The following is a 14,139-nucleotide window of genomic DNA, read 5'->3' as shown; positions in this document are numbered from 1 at the left end:
GCACGACGGAGCGCGCGCTCATGATGGGGGTAGTTGCCGTGGGTGCGCCACCCAACCGCCGGCCGCTGGGAAGAAGCCCGAACTCGGCGCGAACCCCGCCCGGGCCTGCCCGTCGATGCGGAGGTGGCCGAAGGAGGCGAAGGAGGCGGCGACCGCACCGGCATCGACGGCGTACCCGCGGGTTGCGCCTCGTGCCCGCTCGAGCGCGCCCAAGGCAGTGATGAGAGCCGTCATGGACCCCAGCGCCGGGCCCTCGACATCGAGTGCGCCGGCCCACCACCACCGAGGGCCGGACCAGGCAGCGGGTCGATGGCTCCCCACGACGGGGTCCAGGGCCTGCCACAGGGAGATCAGATCGTTACTGCGGGTCTCCACCACGCTCCCATGGTCTCGGTGCGCTGGGCTTAACGCAATGGGTACCTTGACGGTTACGTATCACCTATGTTACATATAGGCCGTGTCCACCTGGGAAGCCCTTGTCGATCCCACTCGCCGGTCGATCGTCACCCGCCTCGCCGCGGGCGACCTCACCGCCGGGGAGATCGCCGACGGCTTCGCCATCAGTCGCCCCGGGGTCTCGCGCCATCTGCGCGTGCTGCGCGAGGCCGACCTGGTGACCTCCCGACGCGAGGGCACCCGGCAGATCTACTCCCTCAACCGGTCGGCAACGGCCGAGATCGAGGAGTGGGCCGCCGAGGTGCGCCGCTTCTGGGAGAGCCGGCTCGACGCGCTGGACACCGAGATCCGCCGAGGCCACAAAGGAACCGAGATGAAGGAGCCGAAATGATTGCCCTCACCCCCAACGCCACCATCGACCGCACCCACGACCAAATCCGCCTGAGCTTCGAGCGGCGCTTCGACACCAGCGCCGACGAACTGTGGGATGCGGTCACCAACCCCGACCGCATCGCCCGCTGGCTCTTCCCGGTGCGCGAGGGACGCCCCGGGCCGGACGCGTCGATCCACATGGACGCCGGGCCCGACGACCAGCCCGTATGGCGCGTCACTCGCTGGGAGCCGAAGTCGGCCTGGGCCTTCCGTTGGGACCACCCGACCCACGCCGGTCTGTCCACGCTGGTCACGATCGAGGTCGCCGCGGACGGCGAGGAGGCCGTGCTCCGGCTAACCCATGATGAACTCACCGCTCACGATGCTCCGGAGTATGCCGCTGGCTGGCAGGTCCACCTCGACAAGGGTCTGGTGCCGCTGCTGTCCTCCCCCGCCGGCCCTGATCTGGACTGGTCGCAGTGGACGCCGCTGCATGCGGCATACACCCACGTGATCGCCGGCGAGAGGTGGGCATCAGCCCGCGTCGATGCCGACGAGAGCGCCGGCTAGGGCGACGATCACCTCGAAGTGCGCGGCGGGGTCGCTGAAGGCGGCCGCGCCATACTGCCCGAACACCTCGGAGGTCAGCGCGCCCCGCACCATGTCCCAGGCCGCGAGGCCAAGAGTGAGTTCGAGGGCCCCGATCCCGAGAGCCTCCACTCGCGCGTCGTCGAGCAGCGCACCGATCCCGCCGGTGCCGACGAGGGGGGCGACTGCCGGCGCCGCCCGCACCGGCAGCGCGACCAGCGCCTGCAGCAACCGGGTGGTGATCCGGGTGCCGGCCGGGTTGGTGCGATCGGACGGCGCGGCATACCCGGGCACGGGCGAGCCATAGATCAAGGCGTATTGCTCCGGGTGGGCCAGCGCCCACGTGCGTAGGGTGCGCGCGATCGTACCGAATTGGTGCGCGGGGTCATCGACGCCGGCCAGTGCCGCATCGACGGCGTCGCCGAGGGAGTCGTATGCCGCCACGATCAGCCGGGTCAGCAGCTCATCGCGGCTGTCGACATAGCGATAGACGGCCGAGGAGGCGACACCCAGATCGCGCGCAATCGCGCGCAGCGAGAGCGCGGCGGCGCCATCTCGGGCCAGATGCTGCCCGGCGAGCCGCAGAATCCGCTCCTCCATCCGGGCGCGATTGGCGGCACGGACACCGGTCTCTGGGCTCATGCCGGACGAGTCTAGCCAAATGTGAGCAGTGCTCTTGTTTTTCGGTTGACTCTCTGATTCAATACAAGAGCACTGCTCTCGTTTCTTCGAAGGAGAACGCCTTGTCCCACCACCTCGTCCTCGGCGCCGGCGGAATCGGCCGGGCCACCGCCATCGCTCTCGTTCGCCGCGGTCACCGCGTCACGCTGGCCAGCCGGCGAGGCACCGATCCCGCGATCCCCGGCACGGCAGTGCTCGCACTCGACGCGTACGACGCGGCAGCGCTCACGGCCGCCGCCCGCGACGCCGACGCGATCGTCAACGCGGTCAACCCGGCGAGCTACGTCCACTGGGATCGCGACTGGCCGCCGCTGGCCGCGTCGATCCTCACCGCTGCCGAGCGCACCGGCGCGGTCTTGGTGACCGTGTCCAATCTCTATGCCTATGGCCGGGTCAGCGCGCCGATGACCGAGGAGACCCCGTTGCGGCCAAACGGAATCAAGGGGGAGATGCGCGCCCGGATGTGGCGCGACGCGCTCGCCGCGCACTCTGCCGGCCGGATTCGAGCCACCGAGCTGCGCGCGTCCGACTACTTCGGGCCCGAGGCCGGCACGGGCATCAGCTATCTGCAGACGTACGTGGTCGGCCCGGCCTTGGCCGGCAAGCGGATCGCGCGGATCCCCATGGGCGACCCGCACGCGCCGCACTCGTGGACCTACCTGCCCGATATCGGCGAGCTGGCGGCCGTGCTCTCGACCGACGAGCGCGCCTGGGGCCAGGCGTGGCACGTGCCCACGGCGCAGCCGCGCTCGATGGCGCAGGTGGCTGCCGACGTTGCCGTGATCACCGGCCAGCCCGCGCCCGTGGTCAAGCGCCTGCCGGCGGCCCTGCTGCTCGCGGCCCGGGTGAGCCCGCTGGTGCGCGGTCTCGATGAGACCAAGCATCAGTTCAAGGGTCCTTTTGTGCTGGATTCCGCACTCGCGCAGTCAACTTTTGGGCTGACATCGACCAACTGGGAAGACGCCCTTGCCGCGACGATCCGTTGGTCAGTCGAGCCACGTCAGCGGGCGGCTCGCCCGGACATCGGTGCCGCAGCCTGAGGGAAGAGCGCCCGTGGCCGGGCGTCCCGAACGCATCCGCACGGTGGTCGAGATAGATCAGCAGGAAGGGCATGAACACCTGAGTCGAGATCCCCCACAACGCCCAGCACGAGAGCGTGAGATAGAGCAGTGGGTTGGTGCGCACCGCATTCGGCCGTATGCCGTGCAGCACGCTCGCGACATAGGACTCCCCGGCGCTCGTGGGAGCCACGACATCGCGCACCAGGAAGTGCGCCGCGACGCCGACGAGCGTGACGACTGCCCCGACGACACCGAAGAAGCCCAGCCAGTGCCCGGCCTTGGTCAGCGGGTCCAGGGCGACGAACACCAGGAGCATCGCGACCAACGGCAGCGACTGCACGACCGCGTCCACGCGCCCACGGACCGCGGGCGTGGTGACGTCGGTGACCCACGCCTGATAGGCGGCGTCGTTGGCGGTCGAGCCGAAGAAGGTCATGACGCAATCGAGCAGGATCACGGCGACGATCGCTGCACCGGCCGACAGCCCGAGGGGCCCGCCGGTCGCGATCAGGCCGAAGGCTGCCGTGGCCAACCCCCACGCCAGATAGCCGCCGGAGATGAACGGCCGGCGCGTGCCCACCCGATCGGAGAGCGGCCCATTGAGCACGGTAGTGACTGCGGCGGTGACCGCGCTGGCGGCGACGACGGTCGCGATGACCGCGGGGTTGTCGGTGATCGTCTCGAAGATGAAGACGTTGAGATACATGTTCTCGACCGTCCAGGCGAGCTGACCGACGAGGCCGACCAGGACGATCGTCACCCACAGCCGGCGAGAGAGGCGCATATGGCCGAATCTAGAGGACCGAGTCCCGCCCCCGGCTACGCCGCGGTCGTATCGTGGAGGCATGCCTGTCCACCCCAACACGACCCTGGGCGATCTGGTCACCGAAGACCCCCGCCGCACGCGCGTCCTGGAGCGGTTCGGCCTCGACTACTGCTGCAACGGCCAGCGCTCCCTCGCCGAAGCCGCGGGTGCCGCAGGACTCGCCGTCGACGAGGTCGCGGGCGCCCTCGACATCCCCGATCCTGCCCCGGCGCCGCCGTGGCAGCACCTCGAGAACGCCGCGCTGGCGCACGACATCGTGGACACCCACCACGCCTACCTGTGGGAGGAGATGCCGCGGCTGCAGGCGCTTGTCGACAAGGTGCACGGTGTCCACGGCGAGCGGCACCCCGAACTCGGGCGCGTGCAAGCGGCATACACCGAGGCGGTCGCCGACCTCGAGCCGCACCTGACCAAGGAGGAGCGCGTGCTCTTCCCGGCGATCAGCCGGCTGGAGAAGGCACACGCGCCGGTTGCCTTCCCCTTCGGTTCGCTCGCCAACCCGATCGGCCAGATGATGGCCGAGCACGATGTCGTCGGCGAGCTGTTCAAGGAAATCCGTTCTCTGACAACTGGGTATGCCGTTCCCGACGACGCGTGCAACTCCTACCGGGCGATGCTCGCCGGCCTGGAGGAGATGGAACTCGACCTGCACGAGCACATCCACAAGGAGAACAACGTCCTCTTCCCGCGGGTCCTGGAGATGGAGCGCCGCATCGTCGGGTGAGCGGTCACGATCCCGTCCACGGGGGCCGGACCCAGTCCCACGTGGGGACCGGCTCGGGGACATCGGGAGCCTGCTCGCTCGCGGAGAAGACGACGGCGAGCCGGGTGCCCCACTCCAAGTAGGAGACAAAAGACGCGCGGAACTCGGGGTCGGACGGCAGCCCAACCTCGTCCGTCGTGTCGAGCACTAGCGTCAGCCAACGGCGCCGCTGCGCCTCGGTGAGCCGTCGGCCGCGATGGCGGCGAATCATCCCGAGGTGCCCGCCGCGATGTTCTGAGTATGCCGTGGGGCCGCCGAGAACCTCAGCCAACCAGTCAGCGACGTGTTCGGCGTGGTCGGGCGGCGCCGCCGCGAAGACGGGTGCCAGCTCAGCGTCCTCGTGGACCTGGTCATAGAAGCGCCGGATCCAACGGCGGAGCGGCTCGATCCCGCCTAGCCATTCGAAGAGTGTTGGCGCGGAATATGCTTCCAGTTACTCGTAATGCTGCATCTCCTCGATCTGATCGATGAAGGGAGCGACCAGCGAGAGGAAATGCGCAAACTCCGGCGCGCGACGGAAGCCCTCGAGATGGTCGCCGATCGACGGGCGCGAGACTGATGACCAGCAGGCCCCGACTGCCTGTCCTCCCGCGGGCCAGCGACCAACCACAAAGTTAACAGCCGAGTGGTCGCCGTCGCGGAACTTCAGCGGAAACCCGAGGGCGCCGGTGTAGAACGCGATCGAGGCGTCGAGGTCGTCGGTCGACATGATGATCATGCGGATGTCGTGATCGGCCATCTGCCGCTCCTTCCAGGTCTCACCGATCCTGGGGTGAACAGCAACCGCGGTTGAACCAGTCCGGGCGTCAGTGAACGAGCTTCAGCCCGACGACTGCGGCCACGATCATGGCGAGGAAGAGGACCTTGAGGTCTCACGGCCGCTATGCCAGTGACGTGACGGCGGGTGGTCCATCCCCATGTAGACCCCTCCCTGCCTCAGTTCGGCGAGCATTTGGTCGAGCCGCTTCAGCCGCGTCTCCTGCGTCTTTGCCTGGCCGATCCAGACGAGATAGTCGTTGCGCTGGTAGCGCGGACGTTCGTCATACGCGTCCTGGAGGCCGCTCTCGCGCAGGACGCTCTGGACGTCCTCGGGCATGGGATGTCGTTGGCGAGCCACTCAACCAGAATAACCGGTTAATATGGTTATGAGGAGGTGAGCGATGGGCCAGCAGGTGACGACCAAGGACGGCCGGACGTGGTTCTTTGACCCCGCCGCGCTGTTCCTTGACGTCGTCTATACCGGCGACCTCGAGACCGACGATCCCTGGTGGGAGCAGTGGCACACCCCTGCTGACCTGGACGAGTGGGTTGCTGCCCATCTCGACGCCCCGGTGCGCCCAGCGGCCAGCATCGACCTGCGCCGCGCCAGGAAGCTGCGGCTCACCCTGAGCCACATAGTCATGGCACTATCACGCGCCGAATCCGTTGCGCCGGAGCATTATCACGCGCTTGCCCAGGAAGCGGCACGCCCGGATATCCCGCCCATTCTGCCTGCCATCGCCGCGCCCCCGGCGACCGTGGCTCAGGCTCTCGCCACTATCGCCCGGGACGCGGTTCGACATCTCGCCGCTCACCCGGAGCGGCTCAAGGTCTGCGCCGCGCACGACTGCCCGCTCGTGTTCCTCGACACCTCCCGCGCGGGGACCCGCACCTGGTGCTCGATGGCCCGCTGCGGCAACCGCGCCAAGGCGCGCACTCACCGCAACACCCACGCCGAAGGACGACCCGCATGATCGAGCACATCAACCCGAAGACGCTGCACCAGTCCGAGTTCTACGACCAGGCCACGATCGTGCGCGGGCCGCTGCTGGTCATCGGCGGACAGAACGGCGTCACGGCCGACGGTGACCTCCTGGAGGATCCGGCCGCGCAGGCGGAGCAGGCCATGCGCAACGTCCTCGCCGTGCTTGCCGACGTCGGCGCCAACCAGTCGCATGTCGCGCGCCTGGGCATCCAGATCGTCGCTGGTTCACCGCTGGCGGAACTGAGTCAGGCGGCGCTGCGCGTCTGGGGCCGACAGCGAACGGCCGTCGTCGTCTCCGTCGTTGCCGGGCTGGCGCGCCCGGGTGCCGTTGTGGAGATCGACGCCCTCGCGGGATTGGACTAACCTCGACGGGCGGGCCGTCCCGCAGAAGGTGCCGTATACCTCACCTGTTGCCGGACAGCCCCTCAGTGGCTAGCGACACACGCGGCGGTTAACGTCATAAGCGCGGACGTGGCCTCGCGCGGATCGCAGCCACTGCCCGGTCAGTTGGTCGGCAGGCAGGAAGGTCTCCAGGTGCAGCTCCGCGAGAGTGACGTCTCGGGGCGTCACCGCTGCGCGACCATGCCGAAGACGCGCAGGACCTGCCCGTCCTCCACGAGTTCCAAGGCGAGGACCGGGTTGTCGCTCAGCAGGGCGACTCCGCGGAAATCGACATGGCCACGGATCTCGTCGGCGAGATCCCGCAGGGCGGGATCGCCGGTGCGTTCGGCCCGCGCGGACACCCGCTGGTGCAAGTGGCTCGCCCACTCGGCGAGGTTGCGCACCCGCGGCGCCAGACCTGCAGGATGCACGCTGAGCCGGATGATGTTGATCGGCGGCTCCAGCAGCTCCGGGGCACATCCGGTGCCGAGGGCCCAGGCGGCGTCGTTGGCATCGACGACATTCCAGCAGTCGTCCAGCAGGAGCGCCGGATTCGGCAGCAGCGCCGCGAGCACCGTGCGGAGCCCCTCGAGCACCGGGGCGACCGCGACGTCATCGATCGACCTGGCGCCATACCGGGGCGCGAATCCCGACGCGAGCAGCAAGTGATTGCGTTCCCGCAGTGGGACATCGAGGTGCTCGGCAAGCCGGTCGACGAGACCCGCGGTGGGCCGAGATCGCCCCGTCTCGACGCAACTGAAGTGCCGCAGGCTGACCTGCGCCAGGGCCGCGAGTTGTTCCTGCGTCAACCGGCGCCGGGCCCGCCAGTCTCGCAGGAGCACCCCCACCGCCACGTCGCTCATCGCCGGGGAGCACCTGACGCCGGCCCTCAGCCGGGATTGGGTCACCCCCTACCTCACCGACGCCCGGATCCGCTCACACCCATCCGAGCTGCGTCACGTGAGCCGCAGCGACGTCATGGCGTCGCTGCGGCTCACCTGACCATTTCTGCGCTATTCGTCCCGGCGCCGGATCACGAGGACCGCGAGGACCGGCAGCAGCACGGCATACGCCGACAAGGTCCACGCGGCCCGGGTGCCGGACAGCACCGTGAGCACTCCCGGCGTGCCGTCACCGCCTTGCTCGCCGAAGGCACCGACCAACGAGCCCGCCGCGGTTCCCGGGAGGAGATGGGTGAAGGTCTCCACGGCGCCCAATAGACCGGCGACCCCGCGCAGCAGGTTCTCGACAACCAGCGCCCACAACAGACCGAATCCGACGGAGAGTGCCGGCGAGCGGGTCACGGTGCCAAGGAGATACCCGTCGCTCTCGGGCAGCCCGCGATAGCGCGCCATCACGCGCAGGTTGTCGCGGCCGGACAGGAACGGGTAGAAGCCCGGCCCCTCGATGAGGGCGCCGATGCGATGCATCGTCTCGGGACGCCCGGCGGGCCCCTCGAGAACGCGAACGGTGCCGCTGGTCGGCCGGACCAGCCCGAGCAGCATCCGCAGGGTCGTCGTCTTCCCGGCCCCGTTGGCCGAGGAAGCCGTAGACCTCCCCGCGGTGCACGGTCATGGTCACGCGGTCGACGGCGAGCCGCTCGGCATACCGCTTGGTCAGCTTGGCGATGTCCACGATGGTGTCGTCCATGGCCATCAGCCTCGGGGCGCGGGCCCGTCGCGGTCGTCCCCGGGCGAGCGGCTGCCGCATACGCGATTTCACGTATGCCGCGGCCGCCCCGACTCGTATGCCGTCCGGTCCGACGGGAATAGCCTCAAGGGGTGAGGTCGTCGCCGGCGTTCGCCCTGCCCGCATCGCGGCTGTGGAGCCTGGCCTGGCTGCTCCCCATCGTGTTCGTCGCCGCCGGATCGGCGGGGTCCCAGCCGGATGCTGGGTCGGCCCGAGCCGTCGCCGGCCTCCTCGGGGCGGTTGCCGCCGCCTGCCTGCCGCTGGCCCAGGTGCGCCCGCTGGTCGCGATCACCCTCAACGCCGTCTCGGTGGGGGGCTACTTCGCGCTCGGCTACGCGGAAGGACCGATCTTCACCACCTTGGGGGCGACGGCTTTCGTTGCCGCGCTTGCTGGTCCACCGCGCGCCCTGGGGAGGACGATTGCCGCGACCTATCCGCTGGTGATCGCCGGGTTGGTGACTCGGTGGGCCACAACCAGGACAGACTCCGGGTGGGTGACCGCCACGCAGTCGGTCGTCAACCTTGCCTTGATGGCGCTGGGCGCGGCGGCGGGGCTGTGGATCCGCGATCGGGCCGCGATCCGCCGCGAGCGGGCCCAGCGGGCGGCCACCGAGGAGCAGCTGCGGATGGCGCGCGACCTGCACGACGGGGTCGGTCACGGGCTGGCGTTGATCGCGATGCAGGCCGGAGTCGCCCTGCACGTGCTCGACCGCGACCCAGCGGGTGCCCGTCGTTCCCTCGAGGCGATCCGCGAGACCAGCCGCGAGGCCCTCGACACCCTCCGGATCAACCTCTCGGCCATGACCGGCGACGAGGTGCAGGGACGCCGCTCGCCCGGCCATGCGCTGGCCGATCTGCCGACGCTGGTCGGCCGGGTTCGCGACGCCGGGCCGCGGGTGGAGCTGACCATCGACGACGACCTGGCAACCAGGCGCTTCACCCACATTCCCGGCCCGGTTCAGGCCGCGGCCTATCTCGTCGTCCAGGAGGCGCTGACGAATGCGCTCAAGCACAGGTCGCAGCCGACCCGGCGCTGGGCGACGTGCGCGTCGTCATGCTGACCACCTTCGAGCTGGACGAGTACATCTTCGAGGCGCTCCGGCTCGGCGCCAGCGGCTTCCTACTGAAAGATGCCGAGCCCACCGACATCATCGGGGCGATCCGGATCGTGGCCGGGGGCGGGTCCTTGCTGGCGCCGTCGGTGACGACACGCGTCATCGCGCATTTTGCCCACGCCGGGACGCCGCCGCCAGCCCCGCATCCCCAGCTGACCGATTTGACCGACCGGGAGCGGGAGATCCTCGCCTGGGTTGCCTCCGGCCGGTCCAATCAGGAGATCGCCACCGAGCTGGTGCTCAGCCCGGAGACGGTGCGCACCCACGTCTCGCGAGCGATGGTCAAGCTGGCCGCCCGCGACCGGGCCCAGCTGGTCGTCTTTGCGATTCAGTCCGGGCTGCAGGCGCCGTGAGCCGATGTCCCTCCCCAGCCTCATCGACGTGCTGCGCGAGCGGTATCGCGCGGGCAGCACGCCGGGTTCCCGGCGCGACGATTACCGGGTGGCCCTGGTCATCGAAGGCGGCAGCGCACGCGGCGCCTTCTCCAGCGGGATGACGGTCCCCATCGAGGACTTGGGGCTGCTCCGGTGCCTGGACGCGGCATACGGCTCATCGGCGGGGACCTTGAACGCGGCGTGGCTGTTGTGCGGCCGGGCGCGCGAAACGATCCACGCGTGGTGGACTCCGGAGATCATGCACGCGGTGATCAGCACCCGGAATCCGTTGCGCCGCAAACCGATAGTCGACACCAGGCACCTCGTCGAGACCGTGTATGAGGAGATCACCCCGATGGACTTCGCCGCGATCTTGGCCAGTCCGGTCTCCTTCCACCCGCTGGCGACGGACGCCGACGACGGGGTGTCGGTCGACTTGGCCACGCTGATCCACGACACTCCCAGCCTCAAGTTGGCCCTGCGGGCAACGACAAGCATCCCGATCGTCGCCGGCGGCCCGGTCCGACTCGGCGGCCGCCGGTTCATCGACGCCGGCGTCACCGAGTTGGTCCCCGTCCGGACCGCCCTTGCGGACGGCGCGACCCATGTGCTCGCCCTGCGGACCAAGCGTCCCTCCGAGCGGCCGCAGCCGCCCTCTCGGCTGGAACAGCGGGCGGTGCGCAGCTGGCTGGTGCGCAAGGCCCCCGGGGCGGTGACCGCGTGGGCGGCCATGCATGCGCGGCATACCGAGGAGGAGTGGTTGCTCGCCGGGCATCCGGGGGTGCTGCAGATTCGGCCACCAGAGGACGGACCGGTCATCGGCATGACCCACCGGGATCTCGCCACCCTGCGCGCGGCCGTCGAGGCCGGGTATGCCGCGGCGTGGGACGCCCTCGCGCCGGTCACCGGCCAGCGGCCGGGCCGAGTGCTCTTCCCTCGCGGCCCCGGGCCGGCGGACTTCGCCGAGGGCTCACCCCCCGCGTCGCCCGAGTCCTGAGCCATGCTGTGCGGATGAGCGACTATCAGGAGGAGCAGCCGCTCCGCGAGGAGATCGACGCCCTTGCCGGGCCTGCCGTTCTCGCGTTCGGGACGAACTGGTGCGGCTATTGCCGGGTCGCCGATCGATTCGTGGAACCGGCGCTCGCCGACCATCCCGAGGTGCCCCTGCTCCAGGTCGAGGACGGCCGGGGCCGCCGGCTCGGCCGGTCCTTCCGGGTCAAGCTGTGGCCGACGCTGATCTTCCTGCGCGACGGCACGGAAGTGGCGCGAGTGGTCCGGCCGGCCAGCCGCGCACCTCTCGACGCCGCCCTGGCCCGGCTGCTGACGCCGTCGCCCGACGATGGCGCGTCGGCGATCGACGTGGAGTGACGATCGGAACTCTCGGTCAGCTGCCCAGTGGCTCGAACCGCGCCTGGAAGAAGCGCAGGTACTTCGGCTCGTAGACCATCCGCAGACCCCTCGCCGACTCCCGGGCGTCGAAGCAGGCCTTGACGCTCTCCGCGACCAGATCCATGTGCGCCTGGGTATAGACCCGGCGTGGGATCGTCAACCGGGTCAGCTCCAGCCGCGGGTGGCGGTTCTCGCCGGTCTCGGGGTCACGGCCGGCCGAGACGATGCCGCGCTCCATCGAGCGGATACCGGAATCGGCATACAACTGCGCGGCGAGGGTCTGCGCGGGGAAGCGTTCCTGGTCCAGGTGCGGATAGAAGGCCCGGGCATCGAGGAAGATCGCGTGTCCGCCAACGGGTTTGACGAAGGGGACGTCCCATTGCTCGAGCAACTCGCCGAGGTAGCGGATCTGCCCGATGCGCGAGCGCAGGTAGGGCATCTCCAGTGACTCCTCGATGCCTATGGCCATGGCCTCCATGTCGCGCCCGGCCATGCCGCCGTAGGTGTGCAAACCCTCATACACGACAACGAGATTGCGCACCTCTTCGAAGAGGTTGTCGTCGTTGGTGGCGAACCAGCCGCCGATGTTGACCAAGTGGTCCTTCTTGCCCGACATCGTCGCACCGTCGCTGTAGGAGCAGAACTCGCGTAGGACCTCGGCGAGGGTCTTGTCGGCATACCCCTCCTCGCGCTCGATGATGAAGTAGGCGTTCTCGACCGCGCGAGTCGCGTCGAGGTAAACCTTGATGCCGTAGCGGTCGGTCAGCTCGCGCACGGCCCGGGCGTTGGCCATCGAGATCGGCTGTCCGCCAGCCATGTTCACCGTGGCGGCCAAGCAGACATAGGGGATCTTGTCGGCGCCGACTTCGTCGATGAGGGCCTGGAGCTTGTCGAGATCAATGTTGCCCTTGAACGGGTGGACCGAGGACGTGTCGTGCGCCTCGTCGATGATGACGTCGTGGAAGGTCGCGCCCGCCTTCTCCTGGTGAAAGCGGGTTGTCGTGAAATACATATTCCCCGGGACGTGGTCGCCGGGCGTGATTGCCGCCTGGGACAACAGGTTTTCCGCTCCGCGGCCCTGGTGGGTGGGGACGAGGTGTGTGTAGCCATAGTACTTCTTGACCGTCTCCTCGAGCCGGTAGAAGTTGACGCTGCCGGCATACGCCTCGTCGCCGAGCATCATCCCGGCCCACTGCCGATCCGACATCGCCGAGGTCCCGGAGTCGGTCAGCAGGTCGATGTAGACATCGCGGGAACGCAGCAAGAAGGTGTTCCAGCCCGCCTCGGCGATCGCCCGGTCGCGTTCCTCTCGGGTGGTGGTCCGCAGCGGCTCGACGACCTTGATCTTGTAGGGCTCGGCCCAACTGCGCCGGTCATGCTGCTGGCCCATGGTGTGCAAGGCGGGGGTGTGCAAGGTGGGGGTGTGCAACGTGGTCATGAAGGGAACCTTTCGTCCAGTCGACCCCAAGCGGTCCGACGTTGCAGCGGACCGCCCCTGCGAGCCTCCTCGTGGGGTTCAGCCCCAACGTTACGCGCTGAGCGGGACGGGGCACGACGGACCCGGCTACTCTCGACATCGCCAGGCGAGCGGGCTCCCGCTACGCGGACGGCTCCACCACACGCGAGACGATCCACGCGTGCTTGCCCACCTGGCGCACGCGCTCAAACCCGAGATCCTCCAACAGTTCCACGGTCGCGCTGAATAGGAACCTCCCCTGGGCCACGCGGCCATCGGTGACCTCGGAAATCGCCTCGACCAGCCCGCCACCCTCCGCGGCGATCATGGCGATCGCGCCCTCGACCGCTGCCCGGGCGATGCCCTGGCCGCGGTGACGCTTATCGGCGAAGACACAGGTGATCCGCCAGTCGGGCAGTTGCGGCGGCTCCTTGTCGTAGGCCCGCTTGTGCTTGATCCCGGCGAGTTCGTCCGGATCACCCCACTGGGCCCAGCCCTGCGCGAGTCCGTCCGCGTCCAGGACGAGCGCGGCGTGCGCCCGGCCGGTGCGCACTCGCTCCTCCTTGGCCGCCCGATGATCCAGGCCGCGCTGGCCGCACTCGGGGTGGAAACCGATGCACCAGCAGCCACCGAAGACACCGTTGTTGCGCTCGACCAGTTCGGCAAAGGCATCCCAAGTGGAGGAGTCCAGGGGCGTGATTGTCCAGGTCATGTCGGATCCTTTCGGCTGCGCCCATCCTGGCGCCAAAACCGGACGACCTGCATCCGCAAGCACCGCACCGGAACGGTCCTCCATTCGGAATAGATCAGAGAGTGAATGATTTGGCAGCGATAGAGTCGGCCCGTGCCGCACAGGTCCACCGCTTTGCAACTCGCCCAGCTCGGCTCGTTGGCCGCGAGCCGGTGGGCGGCGCGTGTCCAGGACCTGGGTCTGACGCCGAGCGAAGGCCTCGTCCTGCGGATCATCACGTCCACCGGGGGGCTCAGCCAACGGGAGCTGGCCCAGGAGATGGGCATCGTGCCGAGCCGGGTGGTGGTCGTGGTCGATGCCCTCGAGGGCAAGGGTATGGTGCGGCGCGTGCGATCCGAGCGCGACCGACGCCGCTACGCGCTCGAGCTCACTACCGCCGGCCAGACCGCCCTGGACGCGCTCGCTCGCCACGGGCGCGAACACGACGCCGCCCTGACCGCACCGCTGTCCGACGTCGAACGCGAGGAACTGGGCCGGTTGCTCGCCAAACTCGTCGAGCATCACGGGATGCGGCCGGGGATTCATCCAGAGGTCGGCCGGACCTAGCCGGCCT

At 69.1% G+C, this 14,139-nt stretch carries 21 protein-coding genes and 1 pseudogene; 12 read left to right on the top strand and 10 right to left on the bottom strand.

Features of this window, described 5'->3' with window-relative positions; genetic code table 11:
• Positions 1–18: 18 nt before the first annotated feature.
• Positions 19–378 carry a hypothetical protein gene (locus V9G19_RS09275; RefSeq protein WP_462285199.1) on the bottom strand — a complete coding sequence of 120 codons (360 nt, stop codon included), beginning with the start codon at positions 376–378 and terminating at the stop codon, positions 19–21.
• 79 nt (positions 379–457) lie between these two features.
• On the opposite strand from V9G19_RS09275, the gene V9G19_RS09270 reads away from it, so the two are divergent.
• Entirely contained in the window at positions 458–787 is a 330-nt protein-coding gene (locus tag V9G19_RS09270) for a metalloregulator ArsR/SmtB family transcription factor (RefSeq protein ID WP_462285198.1), read from the top strand.
• On the top strand, positions 784–1,338 hold the full coding sequence (locus V9G19_RS09265) for an SRPBCC domain-containing protein (protein ID WP_462285197.1): 555 nt from the start codon (positions 784–786) through the stop codon (positions 1,336–1,338). Before V9G19_RS09270 ends, V9G19_RS09265 begins: the two co-directional genes overlap by 4 nt.
• On the opposite strand, the gene V9G19_RS09260 is transcribed toward V9G19_RS09265, so the two are convergent.
• Complete coding sequence (locus tag V9G19_RS09260) at positions 1,303–1,998, bottom strand: TetR/AcrR family transcriptional regulator (RefSeq protein WP_462285196.1); 696 nt, start codon at positions 1,996–1,998, stop codon at positions 1,303–1,305. The two genes, V9G19_RS09265 and V9G19_RS09260, sit on opposite strands and share 36 nt — an antisense overlap.
• A 101-nt stretch (positions 1,999–2,099) precedes the next feature.
• Between V9G19_RS09260 and V9G19_RS09255 the strand changes: the two are divergent.
• Positions 2,100–2,711, top strand: a pseudogene (locus V9G19_RS09255) (NAD-dependent epimerase/dehydratase family protein); the annotation flags it as partial.
• A gap of 214 nt (positions 2,712–2,925) precedes the next feature.
• On the opposite strand, the gene V9G19_RS09250 reads toward V9G19_RS09255, so the two are convergent.
• Positions 2,926–3,882: an MFS transporter gene (locus V9G19_RS09250; RefSeq protein WP_462285195.1), complete on the bottom strand. Its 957-nt coding sequence runs from the start codon at positions 3,880–3,882 to the stop codon at positions 2,926–2,928.
• A 61-nt stretch (positions 3,883–3,943) separates the two neighbouring features.
• Here V9G19_RS09250 and ric point away from each other — a divergent pair, with 61 nt between their 5' ends.
• Positions 3,944–4,648 (top strand): iron-sulfur cluster repair di-iron protein, encoded by a 705-nt coding sequence (gene ric / locus V9G19_RS09245; protein ID WP_462285194.1) that lies wholly within the window; start codon positions 3,944–3,946, stop codon positions 4,646–4,648.
• Between the two features lie 4 nt (positions 4,649–4,652).
• On the opposite strand, the gene V9G19_RS09240 is transcribed toward ric, so the two are convergent.
• The 3 genes from V9G19_RS09240 to V9G19_RS09230 form a co-directional block, all read right to left on the bottom strand.
• Positions 4,653–5,120: a group II truncated hemoglobin gene (locus tag V9G19_RS09240; RefSeq protein ID WP_462285442.1), complete on the bottom strand. Its 468-nt coding sequence runs from the start codon at positions 5,118–5,120 to the stop codon at positions 4,653–4,655.
• Positions 5,121–5,426 (bottom strand): VOC family protein, encoded by a 306-nt coding sequence (locus V9G19_RS09235; protein WP_462285193.1) that lies wholly within the window; start codon positions 5,424–5,426, stop codon positions 5,121–5,123.
• Between the two features lie 105 nt (positions 5,427–5,531).
• Positions 5,532–5,783: a YdeI/OmpD-associated family protein gene (locus V9G19_RS09230; RefSeq protein ID WP_462285192.1), complete on the bottom strand. Its 252-nt coding sequence runs from the start codon at positions 5,781–5,783 to the stop codon at positions 5,532–5,534.
• 64 nt (positions 5,784–5,847) lie between these two features.
• On the opposite strand from V9G19_RS09230, the gene V9G19_RS09225 reads away from it, so the two are divergent.
• Entirely contained in the window at positions 5,848–6,420 is a 573-nt protein-coding gene (locus V9G19_RS09225) for a CGNR zinc finger domain-containing protein (RefSeq protein ID WP_462285191.1), read from the top strand.
• On the top strand, positions 6,417–6,794 hold the full coding sequence (locus V9G19_RS09220; RefSeq protein ID WP_462285190.1) for a RidA family protein: 378 nt from the start codon (positions 6,417–6,419) through the stop codon (positions 6,792–6,794). Before V9G19_RS09225 ends, V9G19_RS09220 begins: the two co-directional genes overlap by 4 nt.
• A gap of 203 nt (positions 6,795–6,997) precedes the next feature.
• On the opposite strand, the gene V9G19_RS09215 is transcribed toward V9G19_RS09220, so the two are convergent.
• Together V9G19_RS09215 and V9G19_RS09210 are read right to left on the bottom strand one after the other, a co-directional pair.
• Entirely contained in the window at positions 6,998–7,675 is a 678-nt protein-coding gene (locus V9G19_RS09215; protein WP_462285189.1) for a helix-turn-helix domain-containing protein, read from the bottom strand.
• A 150-nt stretch (positions 7,676–7,825) separates the two neighbouring features.
• The gene (locus V9G19_RS09210) at positions 7,826–8,317 is read right to left on the bottom strand and encodes a hypothetical protein (protein WP_462285188.1); all 492 of its coding nucleotides are present in this window, start codon (positions 8,315–8,317) and stop codon (positions 7,826–7,828) included.
• Between V9G19_RS09210 and V9G19_RS09205 the strand changes: the two genes are divergently transcribed.
• Genes V9G19_RS09205 through V9G19_RS09185 form a run of 5 tightly spaced genes read left to right on the top strand, consistent with a single transcriptional unit; the run spans position 8,283 to position 11,358 of the window.
• The gene (locus V9G19_RS09205) at positions 8,283–8,597 is read left to right on the top strand and encodes a hypothetical protein (protein ID WP_462285187.1); all 315 of its coding nucleotides are present in this window, start codon (positions 8,283–8,285) and stop codon (positions 8,595–8,597) included. The two genes, V9G19_RS09210 and V9G19_RS09205, sit on opposite strands and share 35 nt — an antisense overlap.
• Positions 8,594–9,562 carry a sensor histidine kinase gene (locus V9G19_RS09200; protein ID WP_462285186.1) on the top strand — a complete coding sequence of 323 codons (969 nt, stop codon included), beginning with the start codon at positions 8,594–8,596 and terminating at the stop codon, positions 9,560–9,562. The genes V9G19_RS09205 and V9G19_RS09200 overlap by 4 nt, the downstream gene beginning before the upstream one ends.
• On the top strand, positions 9,556–9,969 hold the full coding sequence (locus V9G19_RS09195; RefSeq protein WP_462285185.1) for a response regulator transcription factor: 414 nt from the start codon (positions 9,556–9,558) through the stop codon (positions 9,967–9,969). Before V9G19_RS09200 ends, V9G19_RS09195 begins: the two co-directional genes overlap by 7 nt.
• A 4-nt stretch (positions 9,970–9,973) precedes the next feature.
• Entirely contained in the window at positions 9,974–10,987 is a 1,014-nt protein-coding gene (locus V9G19_RS09190; RefSeq protein ID WP_462285184.1) for a patatin-like phospholipase family protein, read from the top strand.
• 14 nt (positions 10,988–11,001) lie between these two features.
• Positions 11,002–11,358, top strand: a complete 357-nt coding sequence (locus V9G19_RS09185; protein WP_462285183.1) for a thioredoxin family protein — start codon at positions 11,002–11,004, stop codon at positions 11,356–11,358.
• 16 nt (positions 11,359–11,374) lie between these two features.
• Here the strand turns inward: V9G19_RS09185 and V9G19_RS09180 are convergent, their stop codons facing one another.
• A complete protein-coding gene (locus tag V9G19_RS09180) occupies positions 11,375–12,817 on the bottom strand; it encodes a tyrosine phenol-lyase (protein ID WP_462285182.1) in 1,443 nt (480 codons plus the stop codon).
• Between the two features lie 160 nt (positions 12,818–12,977).
• Complete coding sequence (locus V9G19_RS09175; RefSeq protein WP_462285181.1) at positions 12,978–13,547, bottom strand: GNAT family N-acetyltransferase; 570 nt, start codon at positions 13,545–13,547, stop codon at positions 12,978–12,980.
• Positions 13,548–13,679: 132 nt separating this feature from the next.
• Between V9G19_RS09175 and V9G19_RS09170 the strand changes: the two genes are divergently transcribed.
• Positions 13,680–14,132 (top strand): MarR family winged helix-turn-helix transcriptional regulator, encoded by a 453-nt coding sequence (locus tag V9G19_RS09170; RefSeq protein WP_462285180.1) that lies wholly within the window; start codon positions 13,680–13,682, stop codon positions 14,130–14,132.
• Positions 14,133–14,139 lie beyond the last annotated feature (7 nt).

The organism is Nostocoides sp. (genome assembly GCF_037045025.1).
In the GTDB taxonomy this organism is placed as follows: domain Bacteria; phylum Actinomycetota; class Actinomycetes; order Actinomycetales; family Dermatophilaceae; genus Nostocoides_A.
Note: the sequence above shows the minus strand (reverse complement) of the source record. Positions and strands in the feature narration are given on the sequence as shown.